This is a genomic window from Novacetimonas hansenii JCM 7643, from assembly GCF_000964405.1.
GTDB classification, from domain to species: domain Bacteria; phylum Pseudomonadota; class Alphaproteobacteria; order Acetobacterales; family Acetobacteraceae; genus Novacetimonas; species Novacetimonas hansenii.
The window spans coordinates 21,198-42,206 of the sequence record NZ_BANE01000009.1 but is presented as its reverse complement, the minus strand read 5'-3'; the positions used below and the strand labels follow the sequence as shown (position 1 = coordinate 42,206).

At 58.4% G+C, this 21,009-nt stretch carries 19 protein-coding genes and 1 tRNA gene; 4 read left to right on the top strand and 16 right to left on the bottom strand.

What is annotated here, in order from left to right; translation table 11 throughout:
* Positions 1-131: 131 nt before the first annotated feature.
* A complete protein-coding gene (locus tag B7G66_RS00710; RefSeq protein ID WP_003620241.1) occupies positions 132-872 on the top strand; it encodes a TlyA family RNA methyltransferase in 741 nt (246 codons plus the stop codon).
* A 764-nt stretch (positions 873-1,636) separates the two neighbouring features.
* Here B7G66_RS00710 and parC read toward each other — a convergent pair.
* The 11 genes from parC to B7G66_RS00655 form a co-directional block, all read right to left on the bottom strand.
* On the bottom strand, positions 1,637-3,859 hold the full coding sequence (gene parC / locus B7G66_RS00705) for a DNA topoisomerase IV subunit A (protein WP_003620243.1): 2,223 nt from the start codon (positions 3,857-3,859) through the stop codon (positions 1,637-1,639).
* 72 nt (positions 3,860-3,931) lie between these two features.
* A complete protein-coding gene (recO, locus tag B7G66_RS00700) occupies positions 3,932-4,711 on the bottom strand; it encodes a DNA repair protein RecO (RefSeq protein WP_040511983.1) in 780 nt (259 codons plus the stop codon).
* 48 nt (positions 4,712-4,759) lie between these two features.
* The gene (tsf, locus tag B7G66_RS00695; RefSeq protein ID WP_003620248.1) at positions 4,760-5,665 is read right to left on the bottom strand and encodes a translation elongation factor Ts; all 906 of its coding nucleotides are present in this window, start codon (positions 5,663-5,665) and stop codon (positions 4,760-4,762) included.
* A gap of 130 nt (positions 5,666-5,795) precedes the next feature.
* Positions 5,796-6,599 (bottom strand): 30S ribosomal protein S2, encoded by an 804-nt coding sequence (gene rpsB / locus B7G66_RS00690; protein WP_040510824.1) that lies wholly within the window; start codon positions 6,597-6,599, stop codon positions 5,796-5,798.
* A 215-nt stretch (positions 6,600-6,814) separates the two neighbouring features.
* Positions 6,815-8,161 carry a lipopolysaccharide biosynthesis protein gene (locus B7G66_RS00685; RefSeq protein ID WP_003620253.1) on the bottom strand — a complete coding sequence of 449 codons (1,347 nt, stop codon included), beginning with the start codon at positions 8,159-8,161 and terminating at the stop codon, positions 6,815-6,817.
* Positions 8,162-8,352: 191 nt separating this feature from the next.
* Positions 8,353-9,630, bottom strand: a complete 1,278-nt coding sequence (locus B7G66_RS00680; protein ID WP_141312953.1) for an O-antigen ligase family protein — start codon at positions 9,628-9,630, stop codon at positions 8,353-8,355.
* A gap of 196 nt (positions 9,631-9,826) precedes the next feature.
* Positions 9,827-11,086, bottom strand: coding sequence for an MFS transporter (locus tag B7G66_RS00675; RefSeq protein WP_231106191.1), 1,260 nt, complete (start codon positions 11,084-11,086; stop codon positions 9,827-9,829).
* 605 nt (positions 11,087-11,691) lie between these two features.
* Positions 11,692-11,931 (bottom strand): hypothetical protein, encoded by a 240-nt coding sequence (locus B7G66_RS00670; RefSeq protein ID WP_155116149.1) that lies wholly within the window; start codon positions 11,929-11,931, stop codon positions 11,692-11,694.
* Positions 11,932-12,071: 140 nt separating this feature from the next.
* The gene (locus B7G66_RS00665; protein WP_003620260.1) at positions 12,072-12,422 is read right to left on the bottom strand and encodes a hypothetical protein; all 351 of its coding nucleotides are present in this window, start codon (positions 12,420-12,422) and stop codon (positions 12,072-12,074) included.
* 87 nt (positions 12,423-12,509) lie between these two features.
* Complete coding sequence (locus B7G66_RS00660) at positions 12,510-14,009, bottom strand: hypothetical protein (RefSeq protein ID WP_003620262.1); 1,500 nt, start codon at positions 14,007-14,009, stop codon at positions 12,510-12,512.
* Positions 14,006-14,269 (bottom strand): hypothetical protein, encoded by a 264-nt coding sequence (locus B7G66_RS00655; protein ID WP_003620264.1) that lies wholly within the window; start codon positions 14,267-14,269, stop codon positions 14,006-14,008. Before B7G66_RS00655 ends, B7G66_RS00660 begins: the two co-directional genes overlap by 4 nt.
* A 129-nt stretch (positions 14,270-14,398) precedes the next feature.
* Here B7G66_RS00655 and B7G66_RS18105 point away from each other — a divergent pair, with 129 nt between their 5' ends.
* Both B7G66_RS18105 and B7G66_RS00645 read left to right on the top strand, forming a co-directional pair.
* On the top strand, positions 14,399-14,569 hold the full coding sequence (locus tag B7G66_RS18105) for an integrase (RefSeq protein WP_174805768.1): 171 nt from the start codon (positions 14,399-14,401) through the stop codon (positions 14,567-14,569).
* Positions 14,570-14,635: 66 nt separating this feature from the next.
* Positions 14,636-14,725: transfer RNA gene (locus tag B7G66_RS00645), tRNA-Ser, on the top strand.
* A gap of 326 nt (positions 14,726-15,051) precedes the next feature.
* Here the strand turns inward: B7G66_RS00645 and B7G66_RS00640 are convergent.
* The 4 genes from B7G66_RS00640 to metX all read right to left on the bottom strand — a co-directional run bounded on the left by B7G66_RS00640 (position 15,052) and on the right by metX (position 19,115).
* Positions 15,052-16,347, bottom strand: coding sequence for a DEAD/DEAH box helicase (locus tag B7G66_RS00640; protein ID WP_003620269.1), 1,296 nt, complete (start codon positions 16,345-16,347; stop codon positions 15,052-15,054).
* Positions 16,348-16,669: 322 nt separating this feature from the next.
* Positions 16,670-17,278, bottom strand: coding sequence for a nitroreductase family protein (locus B7G66_RS00635; RefSeq protein WP_003620272.1), 609 nt, complete (start codon positions 17,276-17,278; stop codon positions 16,670-16,672).
* A 38-nt stretch (positions 17,279-17,316) separates the two neighbouring features.
* Positions 17,317-17,946 carry a methionine biosynthesis protein MetW gene (gene metW, locus B7G66_RS00630; protein ID WP_003620274.1) on the bottom strand — a complete coding sequence of 210 codons (630 nt, stop codon included), beginning with the start codon at positions 17,944-17,946 and terminating at the stop codon, positions 17,317-17,319.
* Between the two features lie 2 nt (positions 17,947-17,948).
* On the bottom strand, positions 17,949-19,115 hold the full coding sequence (gene metX / locus B7G66_RS00625) for a homoserine O-acetyltransferase MetX (RefSeq protein ID WP_003620275.1): 1,167 nt from the start codon (positions 19,113-19,115) through the stop codon (positions 17,949-17,951).
* A 277-nt stretch (positions 19,116-19,392) separates the two neighbouring features.
* On the opposite strand from metX, the gene B7G66_RS00620 reads away from it, so the two are divergent.
* The gene (locus B7G66_RS00620; RefSeq protein WP_040511989.1) at positions 19,393-19,824 is read left to right on the top strand and encodes an OsmC family peroxiredoxin; all 432 of its coding nucleotides are present in this window, start codon (positions 19,393-19,395) and stop codon (positions 19,822-19,824) included.
* Positions 19,825-19,914: 90 nt separating this feature from the next.
* Here the strand turns inward: B7G66_RS00620 and aroC are convergent, their stop codons facing one another.
* Complete coding sequence (gene aroC / locus B7G66_RS00615; protein ID WP_003620277.1) at positions 19,915-20,988, bottom strand: chorismate synthase; 1,074 nt, start codon at positions 20,986-20,988, stop codon at positions 19,915-19,917.
* Positions 20,989-21,009: the final 21 nt, after the last annotated feature.

Here is a 21,009-nt window from a genome sequence, read left to right as displayed (position 1 = left end):
AGACCGCCCAATATCACGAGGCCGGCCTCGATGCGCAGGCGATCGTGGATACGGCCCTTGGTGCGCTGGGACGTTCCCCATCGCAGCAGATGGCCTGATCGGGCAACCCGGATCAGGTAACGGAGGGCAAGATGGCAAAACGGCGCGTAGACCAGATGCTGGTTGACCGGGGGCTGGTTGAAACGCGCACGCGTGCACAGGCCCTCATCATGGCCGGTCTGGTCTTTACGCCCAACCGCCGTATCGACAAGCCGGGGGACCAGTTAGCCGAGGACGTCCCCCTGACGGTCAAGGGGCAGGATCATCCCTGGGTATCACGTGGTGGCATCAAGCTGGCGCATGGGCTGGAACATTTCGGCTTTTCACCCCGGGGGTTGACCTGCCTTGACGTAGGTGCCTCCACGGGCGGATTTACAGACGTGCTGCTGACCCATGGTGCAGACAGAGTTTATGCCGTTGATGTGGGACATGGACAGATTGCGTGGAAGCTGCGCAATGACCAACGGGTTGTCGTGTTGGAAAAATGCAACGCACGACACCTGAATGCCGAAGTAATCCCGGATCATATAGGTGCACTGGTCTGCGACGCGAGTTTCATCGGCTTGCGGACTGTCCTGCCTGCGGCCATCGACCTGTGCGCACAGGGGGCCTGGGCAATTGCGTTAATAAAGCCTCAGTTCGAAGCCGGTCGCGAGGCCATTGGCCCGAAGGGAGTGGTACGTGACCCTGCCATCCATGACGCCGTATGCACAATGATCCATGACTGGTGGCATTCCCTGCCGGGTTGGTCAGTCCTTGGAATTGAACCCAGCCCCATTACCGGACCAGAAGGCAACCGCGAATTCCTGATCGCAGCGCGCAAGGATGCCTGATCAAGCATAAAAATTTCCAGATGCAGTCTTGTGCAGCAAAGGCAGCATTGTGGAGGACGATTTTTAACGCATCCATAAAAGATTACTTGAAAACAAATCATCAATAAAAATAAGAAAAGTTTCTGGGTGCCCTCTTTTTTTCAAAAAGACGGTGGCTTCTGAAGTTTTGCAGGAAAAGATTCAGAAAAATATTTATAATGTCAGGATGTTATAGATCCTGACTTTTCAAACAGTCTCTAACTGACAGAAATGAGTCATTTATGCTTTGGCAGGATACCGAGCATGGCGGCTGTCAAAAACATATGCCACGACCCAGCGACTCTACCTGAAACTCCGTCATATCGCTGACTTCAGTCGCGTGGCCTGCTCTGGTTCGGATAGCAGTGGTCTACACTGCCACCTAGGTCGAATACCCCATTATTCCGATTATAACCGCTTCTGGCACGAAGATGACCTGATATTACCACGCCATTTGCGATCAGTATGCTCTGCTCATGATCCCATCAGGTGCGTTTGTCGCTGCCCAGCGCACGAGGCTGCCACCAGAGCCCCTCATCACTGCCCTATCTCATGCCCCCCATGTTAAAATGAGCAAGAGGGTGTTTGAAAAATTAGGATCAGCACCCCACTGGAAGCCTCAAAGTTTCAGGCGAAGCTTTTTTAAAGCTGAAAAGACACAGCATTAAAAAAACAAGCTAACACCTGAATTTTTACAACTCCCTATTAATGGGGTGTTTCAAATCCGCTCTTCCTAATGCCTGACCTCAGTCGGGTTTGCGCGGCTTGCGCATAGCCCATGCTGGAGCCGGGCGTCCCATGTCACCGCGTTTTCCCATCTGTTCCTTCATGTCAGACAGGGTCCGTACGCGCTGCGGATCGGGCCATGCCACCCCCGCATCCCCTGCAAACACCACGGCATCACGCAGGTGCCCTTCCTTATATTTCTGCAAGGCCACCCCAAGGCCCCGGGTCATTTCGGGCAACTGCGTCAATGCGAAGACAAGCATGCGCTTGTTGCTGCCGATAACCAGAACATGATCCCCCTGTGCCAGAGCACAGACCTGCGCGCTCTCACCTTCCTTGAGATTCAATACCTGCTTTCCAGTTCGCTTTTCCGCGACCATGTCCTCTTCACGCACAATCATGCCACGCCCTGCACTTGAGGCGAGAAGACGACGCGCATCCTGTGTCACCGGGAAGATCGTGATAATATCCTCCTCGTTCGACAGTTCGATCATCAGGCGCAGCGGTTGACCATCCCCGCGCCCGCGCGGCAGATCAGCGGCACGTAGCGTAAAGGCACGGCCATCGGTGGCAAAACAACACAACCGGTCGGAACTCTGACATTCCACGATCAGGCGCAGCCCGTCACCTTCCTTGAACTTTTGGGCTTCGGGATCAACACCATGCCCGCGCACAGTCCTGATCCACCCTTTTTGTGACAGAATAACACTCAGTGGCTCACGCTCGACCGGCAGGGCCGCGGAAATATCGACTTCTGCTGGTGGCGCCGCCAGCGTGCTACGGCGCGCGCCAAGCGTTCCGCCCCCGAATTTCTTCTGTATCCCCTTGATCTCGGACGTAATATGCTTCCAGCGCAGGCTTTCCTTTTCCATCAGCGCCAGCAGGCCCGCACGCTCCTCCGTCAGGGCAGCATGTTCCTTGCGGATCTCGGTTTCCTCCAGCCTGCGCAGGCTGCGCAGGCGCATGTTCAGCACCGATTCCGCCTGAAGCTCACTCAGGTCAAAAGCCGCCATCAGGGATGCGCGCGCGTCATCTTCCTCCCGGATGATGCGAATAACCTCATCAAGGTTGAGGTAGACTGCAAGAAACCCGTCAAGGATTTCCAACCGCCGGTCCACCGCATCCAACCGATGGCGCGTGCGCCGCACCAGCACGTCATGACGATGGTCCAGCCACGCCTGCAGCACTTCCTTAAGGCTGCGCACGCCAGGGACCTGATCTGCGCCCAGCACGTTCATGTTCAGGCCGAACCGGCTTTCCAACTGCGTTGCCCGGAACATGGTCTCCATCAGGACCTCGGGTTCGATACCACGTGACTTGGGTTCCAGCACCAGCCGGATATCAGCAGAACTTTCATCACGAATATCGCCCAGCAAAGGCAGCTTCTTCTGCTCCATCAGGTCCGCGACCTGTTCGATCAGGCGTGATTTCTGCACCTGATACGGGATTTCGGTCACTACGATCTGCCATGTGCCAAAACGCCCCTGCTCCACCTCCCAACGCGCACGTATGCGGAAGCTGCCACGCCCCGTTTCATAGGCGCGGGCAATAGCATCGCGATCTTCCACAATCATGCAGCCTGTGGGAAAATCCGGACCTGGCATGACCTCCAGCAATTTCGCAACCGTCACATCCGGGTCGCGGATCAGCAACATGGCGGCAGCGCAGATTTCCCCCACATTATGGGGGGGAATGCTGGTGGCCATGCCCACCGCGATTCCTGCCGCACCATTGGCCAGAAGATTCGGGAATGCCGCAGGCAGGACGACGGGCTCATGCTCCTCGCCATCATAAGTGGGACGGAAATCAACGCTGTCGTCGTTGATGCCCTCCAGCAGCGCCTTGGCAACTTCTGTCAGCCGTGCCTCGGTATACCGCATGGCGGCGGCGTTATCGCCATCCACGGAACCAAAATTCCCCTGCCCCTCCACCAGCGGATAGCGGACTGCGAAATCCTGCGCCAGCCGCACAAGGGCTTCGTAAACCGAAGCATCACCATGGGGATGGTATTTACCGATGACATCGCCGACCACGCGGGCGCATTTCTTGAACCCCGATGTCGGATCAAGGCGCAACTGCTGCATGGCAAAAATCATGCGTCGATGGACCGGCTTCATCCCATCGCGCACGTCCGGCAGGGAACGCGACATAATGGTGGACATCGCATAAGCCAGATAGCGTTCGCTCAGCGCGTCAACGAGTTTTGTATTCTCAACATGACCACGCGTGACATCGACAGACATGAAAATTCCTCCAGCACCGGAAGAACAGATAGCGAAAACGGCGGCATTGTCCAATGCCTCAATTCAGTAAAACTAAATCCCCGGCTCCGGCTGGTGGGATATATCACTCTTTTCAACCATCCTGCCCACCATATCCAGCAACCGGATACGCGCGGCAGGCAACGGGCGATGGCGTTGACCAAAGGCGTCACGCGCCAGGAAATGCCCCGTCAACCGCAACCCAGCCAACCACTGTTCAGGGGTGCCATCCTGCGTCGGATCCAGCAGGAAGGGTGGCAACATCAACAGGCGATCGCGCCATTGCCCCGCATGCCCATCACTGACGGCACGTCCACTGCGTGGGGAGACCCACGCCAGATCATCGGCCTGCCCACTGACAGCGCAGCATGAAAGGTCCAACCCGAAGCCAAGATCGGAAAGCAAAAGCATTTCCCAACGTATCAGGGCCGCCATGCCCGACCGTTCGGCTTCTGCCGGCTCAAGGCTGATACGGGCCAGAAGCCGTGTCAGCTCCTCAAAAACCGCAAGATGAGGCTCCCGTTCCGGCAGGCTGCTATCGGCCAGCGCACACAGGGATGCAAGCATGGCCAGGGGGTGCGCGTATTCCAGCACCCGCGCGGCAGAAGCATGAACCAGTTCGCCACGCAGGCTGCCAAGCTGCTCTGGCAGGCGTGCATTCCATCGGGCGGTAATGAGGTTTCCAGCCTGCCAGACCGGTCGGCCCTGCCGCGCCCCTCCGCCACGGACCATGCCGTGATAAAGACCATGTTCCCCCGTCAGGACATGGGCGATCATACTGCTTTCGCCGTAAGGCACCGCAGAAAGCACAAGGGCGGGAGCCTCCCATTCCATCAGGAAGCTCCCGCCCATTCAGTCATGCCGCAAAAATCCGGCAGAAAATCAGTGACCAGCGGCCTTTGCCACTTCGGCGGCAAAGTCGTTGTCTTCTTTTTCGATGCCTTCACCAAGCTGGAAGCGTTCGAAACCGATCAGCTTCGCACCAGCCTTTTCAACAATGGCACGAACACGGGTTTCGCCGTCATGCACCCACACCTGTTCCAGCAGGACCACTTCCTCATAGAACTTGCGGATACGGCCATCGACCATCTTGTTGATGATCGCATCAGGCTTGCCCGATGCCTTTGCCTGTTCCACCAGCACCGCGCGCTCGCGTTCCAGCGACTGCGGATCGACGCCGTCGATATCCAGCGACGCCGGGCGGGTTGCCGCAACATGCATGCCGATCTGGCGGCCAAGCGTTTCAAGCGCTTCGCTGGCGCTGGGGGCTTCAACCGCTGCCAGCACGCCGATCTTGCCCAGGCCGGGGCTGACGGCGGAATGGATGTAGGTCGCAACCACACCCGACGGCACCTTCAGGACACGCGCGCGACGGATGGACATATTCTCGCCAATGGTGGCGATCAGGTGCGTCAGTTCGTCAGCAACCGTACGGCCGCTCTTCAGAACAGCGCCCTTGAGCTTTTCAAGGTCTTCACCAACCTTCAACGCCGCTTCGGCCACTTCGGCCACAAAGCCCTGGAAGTGTTCGTTACGCGCGACAAAATCGGTTTCCGCGTTCACTTCGACCATGGCGGCGACATTCGGGGCCGATGCAACACCAACAAGACCTTCCGCAGTAACACGGCCGGACTTTTTGGCCGCAGCCGAAAGACCTTTTTTGCGCAGCCAGTCGATCGCGCCTTCGATATCGCCCTGCGCCTCGGTCAGCGCCTTTTTGCAATCCATCATGCCGGCGCCGGTCTTCTCGCGAAGATCCTTGACCAGAGCTGCGGTAATTGCCGCCATTATCTGTATCTCCTTACGACAGGCATGCGCCCTGCCGTCGGCAGGGCGCGTCCTTGTATCCGGTATAGGCCGGGTCGTATATCGACCCGTCCGGCACGCGGCCCCATGGGACCACATGCCGGTTGGTCACTCAGACCGCAGGGGTAGCGGCAGGCGCCTCTGCCGTGGCTTCGGTGGCGGCCACTTCGATCGCGGGATCGACGGGCAGTTCTTCAGCCGCGCCAAAATCTTCGCCCGAAGCGCCGAGTTCAGCCGAAATACCATCCAGCACCGCGCCAGACACCAGTTCGCAATACAGTGCGATCGCGCGGATGGCGTCGTCGTTACCCGGGATGGGATAGGTCACGCCACGCGGGTCGGAGTTGCTGTCGAGGACCGCAACGACCGGAATGCCCAGCTTGTTCGCTTCTTCAACCGCCAGCTTTTCCTTGTTCGTGTCGATCACGAACAGGATGTCCGGCAGGCCGCCCATTTCCTTGATCCCGCCCAGCGACCGCTCCAGCTTCTCGCGGTCACGCGTGATGTCCAGAACTTCCTTCTTGGTCAGGCCCTGAGTGCCATTTTCCAGCATCTCGTCAATGCCACGCAGGCGCTTGATCGAACCGGTGATCGTCTTCCAGTTCGTCAGCATACCGCCCAGCCAGCGATGGTTGACGTAATACTGGCCGCAGCGCTTGGCCGCTTCGGCGATCTGGTCGGCCGCGGCGCGCTTCGTGCCGACGAACAGCACGCGGCCACCACCTGCAACGGTATCACGGATCGCCTTGAGCGCACGGTCCAGCATGGGGACGGTCTGCTGCAGGTCGATGATGTGAACCTGGTTGCGCACACCGAACAGGAACGGCGCCATACGCGGGTTCCAGCGGCGGGTGTGATGACCGAAATGCACACCGGATTCAAGAAGCTGGCGCATTGTAAATTCAGGCATAGCCATCTTGGCTCAATCCTTGTCTTCTGGTTTGTCCTCCGTGAAGCGCCGGTCCCGTCGGGACACCAGAGGCTCATGCTTCACGTGCGAATTGCCATGGTAAAAACAGCCATGGCACGGCGTCATATGACGACTTTCGGGACGGATTGCAAGTGGCACCCTCCCGGACAACAGGCATTTTTGAACGCATGTTCCCGCGCGGATGTCCCCCGCCCCCTATATCACTCCGCCACGCCATGCGGACGACGTCCGGGGGCAACCTTGCCGAACCATGTCATGACCGGTTTCATGCAGATCAGCAGCATCAGCAGCGATGCCAGAACAGAGGCACTTGCCGCCCCCTCAAGGTGCCAGCGCCACGCCATGAAATATACCAGCGGCAGATAGGCGATCGTCACGACGATGCGGGCCAGAAGAACCCGCGATACCTGCCCCACGACAGTCAGCAGCGGTTCCAGCGGCACGATGCCCAACCCCATGATGGCATTCCCCAGCATCAGCATGATCATCAGGTTGCCCCCCGGCCAATGCACACGCAGCATCCATGTCAGCAACGTATTGCCAGCCACCATGGCAAACAGCATCAACAGGAGCGAAAACCCCCCGATCAACATGAACAGCCGCAACGTTACATGTTTCAGCCCATACCAGTCGCGTTTTTCACGCAGACGGATGAATTCGGGATACAACGCGGGCATCATCAACTGCGCGGGCTTTGCAATACCGTCACCGATCTGTCGTGAAACGCGATAGACGGCGGCATCCGCCGGTCCAAGCAGCCCGCCGACCAGAAGGGTGCCGAACTGGTTGAAGATCGTGCCAAGCACATGATTGCCACTGGTGGACAGGGTAAACCGCCAGATCCCAACCGCGTCACCTGCCTCAAGCTGTTGGAAAAACTGGAAACGCCCGACTTTCCCCCCGCTACGCAGCAGCCACCATCCCATGGCGCTGTTGGTGATGAACAGGGCAAGCTGCGTCATGCTCCAGACCAGCATGAAATAATACAGCCCCATATGCAGCCACAGGCCCAGCCCCGTGCCGACCATGCGCACGACAACACCCGACAGGTCGCATACACTGCTGAGCCAGAAAGCATTGCACAGCCGGAAGACACCAGTGGACCACCCCGTGTTCATGACGCAAATGGTCAGCATGTAAACCATTGCGCCCACCTGATCCGTTTGCGGCCACCCCATCGAGGTACCAAACAATCCCACCCCCAGCATCCCGACAAGCGCGCCTGTCGCCCCACTCAGCAGGTCCGCGCGCATGCAAAATGACAGGAGACGACCGAAACGTGGCAGATCGCCCTTGACGAACGGGTCCGTCCCGTAATGCAGCAGAGGTTGCCATGATGGCAGGTGGGTTGCCGACGAAATGGCGGAGCCGAACGTCGTCACCAGCATCAGCACACCGAACTGCGACAGACCAAGCGCACGCACGGACCATGCCATGTAAAGGAAACTGCACACGGCATTGGTCGCACGTCCCGCGACAAGAAAGCCCGTGTTGCCGAAGATGCGCTTGAGCGCGGCGGTTTCCTCAACCACGATGGGAGGTTCCATGTGGCGCTTTGCCAGGTGAGTATGTCGGCGGCATGCGGGCAGGTAAGGAAATGATCACGCTTGTTTCCGTCTCTTGCCGCCGGTCACGGCGGGGAACGTCCACAAGGTGCGTCGTGGTCGGGCCAGAGGCAATGCTATCCATCGCGACATAGTGTAAAACGCTCCCGGCGGTAAGACTACCCCCACCGTTTTCACGTCCCCTGCCCCATGTGCCCCTTGTCCGGTATGTCCGCTCCGGTGTGGCCGCTGTCGCATCCCTTGCGCGTTGCCGCCAGCGCCCAGCCAAGCGCGATGAACACCCATCCGGCCGTCGGCTGCGTGGTAAATGAACTTGTGGACTGCAACGGCCATATGATGACAAACGCCAGAACGCACATCACCATCTGTTCCGCCCCCCTATGGGCGCGCAATCCCCTTGCCATGGGATACAGCATGGCGATGACCACCAGACAGAACAGGATCGCCCCCGGCCATCCCGCCATGGTCGCAACCTGTATATAATAATTGTGCGGATGCAGGTTGCAGCCTGGCGCCCCGCCGTGGGGGCCGTCAGGAATGCCAAGGGCCGGCAGCCCCCGGAAATAGATCGGATTGGGACAGTTGATGCGAAACCCGTCATATCCCATTCCCACCCATGGATGGTCCGACACCATGACCCCCGCGCGGATGAACAGCATGCCGTACGGACTGTCAGCAAAACCATGCATCTGGTGTTCGAAACTGATGACCAGCTTGTTATAGGCCTGGGGCGCCACAACGGGCGAAACCGCGATCCCGCCCATCCCAATCACGCAGGCAAGGATAAAGGGCAGCCGTAAGGGGCGCACCATCAAGGCCAGGCACAGGGTGCCGAACAGGAATAACAGTGTCGGCATCCGCTGCGAAATCAATAGGAAAGTCAGGATCAAAAGGACAAGAAGCCCCCCCGCGCACAGCAGCCCCCCACGGGTGCGCCGCTGCGTAAGGGAAATGATGACCGGCATCAGGCCCGGGAACGCCGTCATGAACAACGCCTGCCCCGCCCGCGGGGCCCACAACGGCCCCAGCAGGGCTCCGTCTTCCCACCGGCCATACCCCATGATGTTACGTCCCCACAGATATTGCTGCCAGCTTCCGACGACCATCCACATCGCCACCCACGCATAGGCCCTGGCAAGATGATGCCTGTCTTTAGAATCGCTCAGTATCCAAAACGCCATGGCAGCGACAAACACCGGGTATCGCAACAGCAGAACGGATTGCACGACGGCATGCACTGACCCAGTGGCGGCGGATGCAAGGGCGATATCCGCCCCCAGCACGACCGACAGCACGAACCATGGCTGGCGCACCCATGACCAGTCGCGACATATGGCGCTGTGAACGACAAAGGCGCCGACGATCAGGCAGATAAGGATTTCGGCTGGCGCCAGCGCATAGCACAGCAAAAGCGGGAATGCATACATCCCCCACACGACAGGTTTTTTCATCCATGAGGAACCTGCGGGACAAGGGATGCGGGCACTGTCGGGCATAATGTTTCCAGATGTTGGGGCGGGTCGGGCCATGTGGAGATCGGGCCATATCCATCAAAAATTCCCCGCCCCCTATTCCACATTTTCATACGGCCGCCCATCAGGTTTTCATGAACAGGCCGAATAGATGAAAAGAACCGAATGCCAGCACCTATTGCCGGAGGCGACGTTGTAACTGAAAAAGGTGTATCGCAGGCCAGAACCCCAGAACAGCCGCCACCAGCAGCGACATGCGCAGGGCATCAGCGCCAAAATGCGGCGTCAGCAGATCGCTGATCCACCCAAAGAGCGGGGGCCCAAGGCCAATGCCGATAGCGTTGGCAAGCAGCGCGTACAACCCCGTCGCGGCGGCGCGGCGATGCACAGGCACCACAGTGGGGATCGCGCCATAGATCGGCCCTGTACAAAGGGCCGAGATCACCGTCGTCAGCACCAGCATCACCAGCGAGAGACCAAGCGAGTGCGTCATTACCTGCAATATCTGGAACGGTTGGGCAACAAGATAGGCCCAGAAGGCAAAACGCATCGCACCGGAAAAGCCGAAGCGTACCGCCACACGATCGGCAATCGGTCCGCCGATGAAAGTACCCACCACGCTGGCGATACCAATCCCGATGCCGAACCACGCACCGGCGGCACCCGATGACAGGCCAAAAGAGCGCATATAAAAAGAAACACCCCACAAGGTGATCCCATAGCTTACGACCTGACTCGTCATCCCGTAAAAGAGCAGGGCGCGTAATGGCCGGTTGGCCAGCAATGCCCGCCAGCTTTCCCCATTGCGCACCACGTGCGGCATCGGGGGTTCGGGGATGAACAGGTGCATCGCGATCGCCACCGGGATGCCCGCCAGGCCGACAGCCGCAAATGTCGCACGCCAGCCAATATGCTCAACCAGATACCCTCCTCCCGCCAATCCGATGACATAGCCGAGATAGGAGATGCCATAGGAAACCGCAAAGGACGTGCTGCGCTTCTCCGGTATGGAATAGGCTGCATTCAACGCGGAGGACGAAGGCGAAAACGCGGCCTGCCCAAGCCCCACGCAAATACGGGTTGCCGCCATGGTGGCGATCATGTGCGCACATCCCATCAGGGCTGTGGCGACACTCCACATCGCGATACCAAAAGATGCCATCCGTGCGGCAAATCCCCGATCGGAAATCAGGGCGAAAGGCACGATCATCACACCATAAAGCAGGGCGAAAGCAGTCCCGCCCAACAGCCCCACCGTGGCATCAGAAAGGTGAAGATCATGCTTGATCGCATCATTTGCGGCAGAGAAGACAAAACGATCTATGAAATCGAGCATCCCCGCCACGCCAAGAAGCAGGATCACCGCAGGCGACCAGCCTTGGGGCGCAAGAACTGTAGCAGGAGTGCGATGAGCGCCGGGGTCGTGTTCGCTCATGCCCGGCCCCCTGCGTGCAGGCCCCGGTTCACCTGCCACCAGAACCATGGACCGAAGCCCCCCTGCCCAGACACCCCGGTCCTGTAAAACATCATGCATTACTTCCTTAATTTCGTACGTGCCAAAACCGGTACCATATTTGCACACAGGGTAATGCGCCCCCCACCAAGGGCAAGACACATATCTTCTGCCCCATCTCCCCGAACACGGACACGGGCATGCATACCAAGGTCGCATTGGTATCGCCTGCTACTACATAGATGGCAGGGTCTTTCTTCCGGGCTTTATAGACTGTTTGAAAAGTCAGGCTCGATAACACCCTGAAATTATAAAGGTTTTTGGTAAAGCTTTTTCTAAAAAGCTTCAGAAGACGCTGCCTTTTAAAAAAAAGGCAGCACCCAAAAACTTTTCTTGTTTTTTATCAAGCACTTGTTTTCAAACACTCTCTTAGGTTACTGTCGTGCCACCCCATCTGCGGGTACCGGACCGAGGACGATACTGTTGCCCACGATGATTGCACTGGGAAATGTTTCGTTTATTGAGCAGACCGACCACCCTTCACCATGCAGCGCAGGCATCGCCCCCAGCCCCAGCCGAGCACATAATCAGCGCCCGTCCATTACACCGCCCTGTCCCGTTTCGGTGAGCTCATACATACTGCCGTCAGCATTGGTCAGATACGCGCCATCAGAGATGGAGCGTATATATCCGTTTCCCATCTCCAGCGCATCGAACTGTGTGTTGTTGTAGATGCAAGACACCAGACGCAGCAGATTGGCCGCATCCTTCACCACACCGATATGTTGTGTACCTGCCCGGTTACTGGCACCACATTGCACATGCACGAAGAAGTTGGTGAGTTCACACGCTCCCGTCTGCTACTTTTCCATATCCGATCAGAAGCGCAGCATGAGCGAGATCATGCCCGCAGCAAAAGCCGGACGATAGGAGATGGCGGCATTCGGGCCAGATGGAATGCGCGTCATCAGTGCAGGTACCAGCACGATCGCGGCGTATAAATCGCCTCTACATATGCATATTTCGCAAGGATATAGCGATTGCAGATATTTGCATTGGTACCGAAAGTGATGGAACCACTTGTCTGATTATGCAGGAATACATGGCGTCCAAACCATCCGCCGACCAAGGTTTCCACAGTCGCCCCGTCTGACGTATTAAACTCGGCATAATCCGCGATATTCGCAGGAAGTGTAGATGTGGTCGATGCTGCGATAATGGACATTGTTCTGTCCGGGCCGATGTTATGCGCGATTTCTGCCGCCACCACGTCCGCATCGCTGACGGTGAAACTGATCGGATACGCGATGCCGTTCATGTCGTTGCCGACAATGACCGTATGATCGTTTGCGCCTGCTGCTGAAACCCCTATGGCAGAATTGCCTGTCCCCTCGCCCCCACAGGATTAGGGCATGCGGTTGTTCGTGATAATGAACCCTGAAACGCCCTTCGATATAAAAACGCCTGTTCCAGAAGAACTGTTACCGCAGAACTGGCTGCCTGTTATAGTAACATTTTGCACACCCGTCCCGGCATGGAATGCGTCACCATTCGCCAGGTAGAAGCGATGCCCCACGAACATGTACCCATTGACGTTGCCCCCGCCATTATTATTGATGGCGACATTCATGCTCTGCGCGTTAGCGGTCCATGACCCATCGAATTTCATGTCTGATGCCGTGGAAGTCGCGGCCCCCGTATCAATTTCCATCCCATATTGCTGCGCGGAATCCGAAAGGACCGTATTGGATGCAAACATATGAAAAACGGTCTGCTTTGCCTGCGGGTTAATAAGGGTCCCGATCTTTCCGCCAACCATGTCGTTGTTCTGTAACGTCAGGCCACCAGCATCCAGTATTTCGGTAAGAATGGCAGATGACGCATTAGTAGCGCCCGCGAAATAATCACCACTTACCGTGGTATTGATGATCCTCGGGTCCGTATTATTCCCCCCTGTCGATCCATGCCCGACACGGATGCCGACTGCTTTCACACCCTGAATGAAGACGGTATCGACCGTGACATTGTTCCCAGACATGTCGATCCCGTAATATGTACCGCCCTCGATCTGAAGATGGTCGATCTGGGATGAAACAGGCGCATTGGTGGCCGCATCAATCGGGTATTTCTGTGCCGATGTTACACCGCTGACGTTAATATACAGATCAGACAATCGGCTTCCGACCCATGAGTTCGTGACGTTATTCCCTGTAAAAAGAATCTGGGAATTATCACCAAAGATCAGTTCTGATCCTGACATACCGGTTCCCGACAGCCAGACCCCACGCGGCAGATTGACGGTTCCGGTAATGACACAGGCTTTACCAGGGATAAGGACGTGATGCAGGACACTGCCACCAGATCCGGTTTTTGTATCTGCAACCGCAGCAGTCGCCGCATTGAAGGCCACCGTATCATCGGTCATGCCATCACATTTCGCCCCGAAATCCAGAACAGACAGGGCTTCCCCGAACTTGTCGGACACCAGGCGTGCATCAGGAGCATTGAGCGGAGTGGAGGTGGATGCACCGATATTCATCCCGACTGCCGTGCCGTTCGTAATCGTAGGTCTGCTTAGCACTTGCCCTGTCGCGATGCCGCCATTGATGGTCGGTGTCGTCAGGCTCTGCCCCATTGCGGCGCCACCATGGATTGTTGGCGTTGTCAGGATCTGGTTAATGGAAGTGTCATCATTCCTGTTCAGCTTGAGCGCTTCCCCATCGCTGGCGCGCAGGATTTCATTTTCCAACGCCTGCCCAAGCGGCACTCCGTTATAGAGCAGCGCAGACTTCCAATCCGCAAGCGACGGGATATAGTTCTGCGTCCATTGGGATGGAGGCACCGGGGAACGCGCCTGCGCGCTGATGGGAACCAGCAGGGAAAGCGCCAGCGCAATATGTTTCATAATTCGGTCTCTCCATCGCCTGGTCCTTGGCCGGGGGCGACTGCATTCTGGTAGGGCCTGCGCCATCCGATCGGACTGTCACCAATCGCAAGGATACCAAGGCGGCTGTGAGACATGTCGGCCGCAATATACTGGCTGTCACGGTTGGCGATATCGCGCGGTGCAAGGCCTGTGTTCTGCACGCCATTCAGCCTCTCCGCAAGCATCAGATCTGCAAGAGGCGTCTGGTCCATGCGCATCAACACGATCAGGCGGTCCATATCGTCAGGGGTTCCCCAACCGCGATATCGTCGCCTATCGCAATGCGACCTCGAATTACGGACACACCATGCGCTGCGTCGCCGCATGGTATGCAGCCAGGGGCATGCCGTTTTCCCACTTCCGCATCCGTGACCTTCGTCATCCGGTGGTTCAAGGCCGGTGGGGACATCTACCGGCTGAATCGCCATCGGGGGCACATCTCGGTCACGACGACCGAGATCTACCTGTTTGTCCTGACAGCAGATGAGTTGGACCCCGTGCTGCATGTCGGCACAAAAGCAGGCACAGAAGCCCCATGAAGACAGCGGTTTTTGTACGCCCCACCCCTAGACGGCAGCGGAATACCTAGCTAAACAAGCGTCTATGGAGAGGTGGCCGAGCGGTTGAAGGCAGCGGTCTTGAAAACCGCCGTGCGTGTGAGCGTACCGTGGGTTCGAATCCCACCCTCTCCGCCATGCGCCGTTCTGCACGGCCAAGTTTTTATTTCACAAAACATCGACGATATGTGAACCGGAATACCGGACCAAGAGATGCTGCCATATAAGCAATATCTGCCTTATATTTCCGCACAACTCCCCAATACAATAATAATTTTATATACAATCTGTATTCATGATGTTTTTACTGACATAAGCCACTGAACGCACCAGAAAACCTATTGACGGACGGATATACTTACTTTCTCTCTTACTTTTCCATACATCATGGGAAGGTTTAAATACAAAAAGCCCGCATCCGGGATGGATGCGGGCTTTTGCGTCATAGCATACGCGTTATCGCATCAGGCGACGCGACGCCCCCCGCTGCGTGGACCACCATGACCACCATGACCACCGGGACGACCGCCGCGACCATTGCCGCCGCCACCGCCCGAGCGACCGCCACGCCCGCGACCACCACCGCCCAGCACCGGAGGACGCATCGTGGAATTAGCCGCCGCCTCGGAATGATAGGGATGTTCCAACACGACCGGAATCTTCTTGCCGATCGTCTTTTCAATATCGCGCAACCATGCACGCTGTTCTGCATCGCACAGCGAAACGGCCCAGCCATCACGCCCCGCACGCGCGGTGCGACCAATGCGGTGCACATAGCTTTCGGGAACATTCGGCAGGTCATAATTAAAGACATGCGTTACGTCATCGACATCAATGCCACGTGCGGCGATATCGGTGGCAACCAGCACCTTCACCGCGCCGGAACGGAAACCCGACATCGCACGTTCACGCGCACCCTGCGACTTGTTGCCGTGGATGGCTTCCGCCGTGATGCCATGTTCATTCAGGAACGCGGCAACCTTGTTGGCCTCATGCTTCATCAGGGTGAATACGACAGCGCGTTCAACCTTGGGCGAGTCCACCAGCAGCTTCAGCGCCTCGCGCTTGTTGCCCGTGTCCACATACATGACAGCCTGACGGATACGGTCCACCGTGCTGGACGGCGGTGTCACCTGTACCGTGGCGGGATCACGCAACAGGCCATGCGCCAGTTCGGAGATGCTCTTGGGCATCGTCGCGGAAAACAGCAGGGTCTGGCGATCGGTCGGCAGGGTGGCGACAATCTTGCGAATATCGCGGACAAAGCCCATGTCGAGCATCCGGTCAGCCTCGTCAAGGACAAGGATCTCAAGCCCGGCAAGATCGACATGCCCCTGCCCCATCAGGTCAAGCAGACGGCCCGGGGCTGCAACCAGCACATCAACGCCGCGACGCAGGGCCTCGATCTGTCGTCCCTGCCCCACGCCACCGAAGACCACGGCATGGGTGAACTTCATGTGCCGCGCATACGAAGCAAAGCTGTCCGCGATCTGTGACGCCAGTTCGCGCGTCGGCGCAAGCACCAGCGCACGCGCCCCCTTGGGGTGGGCGCGGCCCTTGCTGGTCAGCAGGTGATTGAGGATCGGCAGCGCGAAGGCCGCCGTCTTGCCAGTGCCGGTCTGCGCCAGCCCGAGCAGGTCACGCCCCTGAAGCAGATAGGGGATTGCACCAGCCTGAATCGGGGTGGGCGTGGTATAGCCTTCCTCGTTGAGGGCACGCAGCAGCGGCTCCGCAAGATGAAGATCGGCGAACGTTGTCATGAAAAGCGCCTCCTGGCGCAAGGAAATATGGCCGGAAACGTCACGACAGCATGCGCGTCCGGAAAAACCTGATGAAGGAACACAAGACCTGCCCCTGCCGGTTCGCGCGGGGCGGCCGTCTGTCGTCGCAAAGTATCAGGTGTCGGGATGTAACTGGTCCTGTCGCTTCTGTCGTGTCCCCCGCGTCAAGGACACGCGCCTACATACCAGCAACCGGGACAGGCGCGGTCCGTCCCTTGGCGCGGCTTCTATCGGTTTGTGTCCATGCCCGCAAGTTTTTTCCACCACCCCACCCTGTCGGGCGCGGTGATGGGGATGGAATTCAGGATGGGAAACGATCGGTAAGGATGACTTCGGCATCAGGCAGGGCGCCCACGCGTGGCAGTGCGTCCTGCGTGGCACGGCCGATCACGACGAACATCGCCACTACATGGTCGTGCGGCAGGTTGATCAGCTTTCCCACGGCGTCATAGTCAAATCCATCCATGGGACAGGTCTGGTATCCGCGTGCCGTCGCCGCCAGCATCAGCGTCTGTGCCGCAAGGCCCGCGCTGCGCATGGTTTCATCACGCTGCACCTGTTCACGCCCCAGGTAATAATCACGGATCATGCCCGCCATCTGGGCCTGCACCTCCGTGGGGGCGCCGTTGAAATAACGGGCCGGGTCCTTTTTCCATGCCGCCATGTCGGCACATACGACCACCAGCACGGACGCATCTGTGACCTGTGCCTGGTCCCACGCCACCTTGCGCAGTTCCGCGCGCAGGGCCGGGTCCTTCACCACGACGTACCGGCAATGCTGAATGTTGAAGGCACTGGGCGCATGCCTGGCCGCATGCAGCAGCGTCGTGAGTTCGGTCTCCTCAAGGCGATAGGTAGGATCATATGCCCTTATTGCGCGACGCGTGCGGATTGCCTCGAATGTATCCATGACCTTGTTCCCTTCTGTCCTGATTTATGTCCGGGACGTCACGTTGTTCCCGATGCGCCGCGATGCGTATCCCCGCGACGCAGCAGGAACAGTGCCTGTTCCCCGAACAGGTTGGCCAACCGGATGGAACGCCGCCATGGCGCACGTTCCCCATCCTCATCCACGGCCATCCATTCCTGCACAACGTAGCCTTCGTCACGACACAAGGTCAAAAAATCCAGAATCGTGCAGGGATGGATATTGGGGGTTTCATACCATGGCGTATCCCACACCGCCGTCATCGGCATGCGTCCGCTTAGCAACAGCTTGAAGCGAAGCTGCCAGTGACCGAAATTCGGGAACGACACGATGGCATGACGCCCGATCCGCAGCATCTGGCGCAATACCTCACGAGGGCGTTCGACGGCCTGCAACGTACGCTGAAGCACCACATAATCAAACGCATCATCGGGATAGTGTTCCAGGTCATGATCGGCATCCCCATGCATGACCGGCAACCCGTGCGCGACCGAACGCGTGACCTCCTGCATGTCGATCTCGATCCCGCGCGCATCGCATCCACTGACGCGGAACAGGTAATCCAACAGCAGTCCGTCACCACTGCCGATATCCAGCACCCTCGTCCCCGGCCGGATCATCCCGGCGATCAGTTTCTGGTCAAGACGCATGGTCAGGCAATCCGCGCATATTCTGCCGCCCCGGCCACAAATCCCCGGATGGTGCGGTCAAGATCAGGTTCATCAAGCAAGAAAGCATCATGCCCCTTGTCGCTGTCGATCTCGACAAAGGAAACATTGGCCGCGACCCGGTTCAGCGCACGCGCCAGCAGCCGTGCCTGTGACGTGGGAAACAACCAGTCTGAAGAAAACGAGACAATGCAAAAGCGCGTATGCGTTCCCCGGAACGGTCGCGACAGGTCGCCTTCATACTCCGCCCCGATGTCAAAGTAATCCATGGCCCGGGTAATGGTCAGATACGAATTGGCGTCAAAACGGCGGACAAAAGTGGACCCCTGATGCCGCAGGTAGCTTTCGACCTCGAACATCTCCCCGAACAGGGAACCTGGATTGGCCTCGGTGCCCTGTGGGGCGCTGCGGACGCGTCGCCCGAATTTACGGTTCAGCGCCTCTTCGGACAGGTAGGTGATGTGCGCCATCATCCGCGCAACCGCCAACCCGCGTGCCGGGATCGCGTCATGTTCCCAGTACCGGCCACCATACCATTGCGGATCGGCGAAGATCGCCTGTCGGCTGACCTCGTTAAAGGCGATATTCTGTGCGGAATGAAAGGGCGCTGTCGCAATCGGGATCGCGGCGAACACCATTTCTGGAAAAGCAGCCGCCCATTCCAGCACCTGCATTCCCCCCATGGAACCACCAAGCACCGCGAACAGTCGGGTAATGCCCATATGGTCGATCAGCAGCTTTTGCGCCTGCACCATGTCGCGAATCGTGATAGGCGGAAAATCCGTGCCCCACGGTTCACACCGGCCATCAGGACATGGTCGCGGGGAACGCGGCCCGGTACTCCCCATGCACCCACCAAGAACATTGATGCAGATGACGAAGAAGCGATCCGTATCAATCGGCAGGCCCGGCCCGACAAGGCGGCTCCACCATCCCGGCTTTCCCGTCAGGGGATGTGGTTCGGCCACATACTGATCCCCCGTCAGGGCATGGCAGATGAGGATCGCATTATCACGGCGGGGCGAAAGCGTGCCATAAGTGCGATAGGCCACCTCTACGGGGGCAAGGTGGAAGCCGCATTCAAGCATCAGGCCATCGGGAAACGCCACATGCTGATGCGAAAGGTACGATGCGGAAACGGTCTGGTCCATGGTCAAGCCGGCATCCCGTCAACACGTGACATGGACAGGTCGCCATGCCCCGATCCCCTGCGAACTCAGGGTGCAGCGGTATGGCATCTGCACGCAACATGCGCAAGATTTCCATATCAGGAATGCCCCCGCCCGACAGGCAGTCGCATTTGCCCATCACAGCAGCGTGACACCGGCACTCTCAACCTTCATGACATATGACCGTTATAACGCGATGTCCTTGCTACGACCGACCTCCCACGGCCGTAGCCTTCCCCAGCAGACGGAGCATGACATCATGGCAATCAAGAAATACGGCACGGCACAGTGGACCGGGGGCCTGAAGGATGGGAAGGGAAACGTCTCGACCGAAAGCGGTGCCCTGTCCAAGCAACCCTATGGCTTCAACACCCGCTTTGAGGCCACACCCGGCACCAACCCCGAAGAACTGATCGGTGCGGCGCATGCGGCATGCTTCGCCATGGCGCTTTCCGGCGTTCTGGGCAGCAAGAACATCACGGCGGATCTGCTGGAAACCAAATCCACCGTAACGCTGGAAAAGAAGGATGACGGGTTTGCGGTGACTGCCGTGCATCTGGACCTGCATGCAACGGTGCAGGACATCGACTTCGCCGCATTCAGCGAACTGGCCAATACGGCCAAGGCCGGGTGCCCGATCTCCAAACTGCTGAACGCCCCCATCACGCTTGAAATCGTGCTGGAACAGTAATTCACCAAGACGCCAAGGGTCGCCTTTATCCCCAGATAAGGCGACATCCCCTGATCCCCCTTATCAGGCCTCATAAACGCCCTCTAGAGTTCAGCTTCCCACCTGTCCCCTGTGCCGCAGCAGGTGATCGGCCAGTACACAGGCCATCATCGCCTCGCCCACCGGCACGGCGCGGATACCGACACACGGGTCATGGCGCCCCTTTGTCATGACATCCACGTTTTCGCCCGATCGCGTGACTGACGGTACGGGGGTCAGGATCGAACTTGTCGGCTTGACGGCGAAACGCGCGACGACAGGCTGCCCCGTGGAAATCCCGCCCAGTATGCCGCCCGCATGGTTGGAGGCGAACTCCAGCATATCGTCGCGCATGCGCATCGGATCGGCATTTTCTTCCCCCGTCAGGGCAGCCGCGGCAAAACCTTCGCCGATTTCAACCCCCTTGACGGCATTGATGCTCATCAACGCCATGGCAAGATCGGAATCCAGCTTGCCATAGATCGGTGCGCCAAGCCCCGGGGGCACACCTTCGGCCACAACCTCGATCACCGCACCGATGGAAGAACCGGCCTTACGCACATCCGCCAGCAGGTCTTCCCATTGCACCAGGGCAACCGGATCAGGGCAGAACAGCGGGTTGCGCGACACAAGGTCCCAGTCCCAGCGCGCGCGCTCCACCTTGTGCGCGCCGACCTGCACCAGGGCCGCGCGGATACGGATCCCCTGTCCCAGCACCTTGCGCGCCACGGCGCCAGCGGCAACACGCATCGCCGTTTCCCGTGCGGACGAACGCCCCCCGCCACGATAATCACGGATGCCGTATTTGCGGTCATAGGTAACATCGGCATGGCCGGGGCGGTACCGTCCAGCAATATCGCCATAATCACGCGACCGCTGATCGGTATTATGGATCACCAGGGAAATCGGCGTCCCTGTTGTCTGCCCCTCGAACACACCGGACAGGATCTCCACCCTGTCCGCTTCCTGCCGCTGTGTCGTGAATTTCGACTGCCCCGGCCTGCGGCGGTCCAGCCAGGGCTGGATGTCCGCCTCGCTCAGCGACAGGCGCGGCGGGCATCCATCAACCACGCAGCCAATCGCCGGCCCGTGGCTTTCACCCCAGGTCGTGACACGGAACATGTGTCCGAAGGTATTGTACGACATCGTGCTATGCCCTGCCGTGCT

Bases quoted from the DNA above. Each gene is read 5' to 3' on its own strand.
- B7G66_RS00635 (WP_003620272.1), bottom strand. From the start codon at position 17,278: ATGGATACATTCGAGGCAATCCGCACGCGTCGCGCAATAAGGGCATAT.
- B7G66_RS00675 (WP_231106191.1), bottom strand. From the start codon at position 11,086: ATGAGCGAACACGACCCCGGCGCTCATCGCACTCCTGCTACAGTTCTT.
- rpsB (WP_040510824.1), bottom strand. From the start codon at position 6,599: ATGGCTATGCCTGAATTTACAATGCGCCAGCTTCTTGAATCCGGTGTG.
- B7G66_RS00685 (WP_003620253.1), bottom strand. From the start codon at position 8,161: ATGGAACCTCCCATCGTGGTTGAGGAAACCGCCGCGCTCAAGCGCATC.
- B7G66_RS00710 (WP_003620241.1), top strand. From the start codon at position 132: ATGGCAAAACGGCGCGTAGACCAGATGCTGGTTGACCGGGGGCTGGTT.
- B7G66_RS00620 (WP_040511989.1), top strand. From the start codon at position 19,393: ATGGCAATCAAGAAATACGGCACGGCACAGTGGACCGGGGGCCTGAAG.
- B7G66_RS00665 (WP_003620260.1), bottom strand. From the start codon at position 12,422: ATGAACGGCATCGCGTATCCGATCAGTTTCACCGTCAGCGATGCGGAC.
- parC (WP_003620243.1), bottom strand. From the start codon at position 3,859: ATGTCTGTCGATGTCACGCGTGGTCATGTTGAGAATACAAAACTCGTT.
- metW (WP_003620274.1), bottom strand. From the start codon at position 17,946: ATGCGTCTTGACCAGAAACTGATCGCCGGGATGATCCGGCCGGGGACG.
- recO (WP_040511983.1), bottom strand. From the start codon at position 4,711: ATGGAATGGGAGGCTCCCGCCCTTGTGCTTTCTGCGGTGCCTTACGGC.
- B7G66_RS00655 (WP_003620264.1), bottom strand. From the start codon at position 14,269: ATGGACCGCCTGATCGTGTTGATGCGCATGGACCAGACGCCTCTTGCA.
- tsf (WP_003620248.1), bottom strand. From the start codon at position 5,665: ATGGCGGCAATTACCGCAGCTCTGGTCAAGGATCTTCGCGAGAAGACC.
- B7G66_RS00660 (WP_003620262.1), bottom strand. From the start codon at position 14,009: ATGAAACATATTGCGCTGGCGCTTTCCCTGCTGGTTCCCATCAGCGCG.
- aroC (WP_003620277.1), bottom strand. From the start codon at position 20,988: ATGTCGTACAATACCTTCGGACACATGTTCCGTGTCACGACCTGGGGT.
- metX (WP_003620275.1), bottom strand. From the start codon at position 19,115: ATGGACCAGACCGTTTCCGCATCGTACCTTTCGCATCAGCATGTGGCG.
- B7G66_RS00680 (WP_141312953.1), bottom strand. From the start codon at position 9,630: ATGAAAAAACCTGTCGTGTGGGGGATGTATGCATTCCCGCTTTTGCTG.
- B7G66_RS00640 (WP_003620269.1), bottom strand. From the start codon at position 16,347: ATGACAACGTTCGCCGATCTTCATCTTGCGGAGCCGCTGCTGCGTGCC.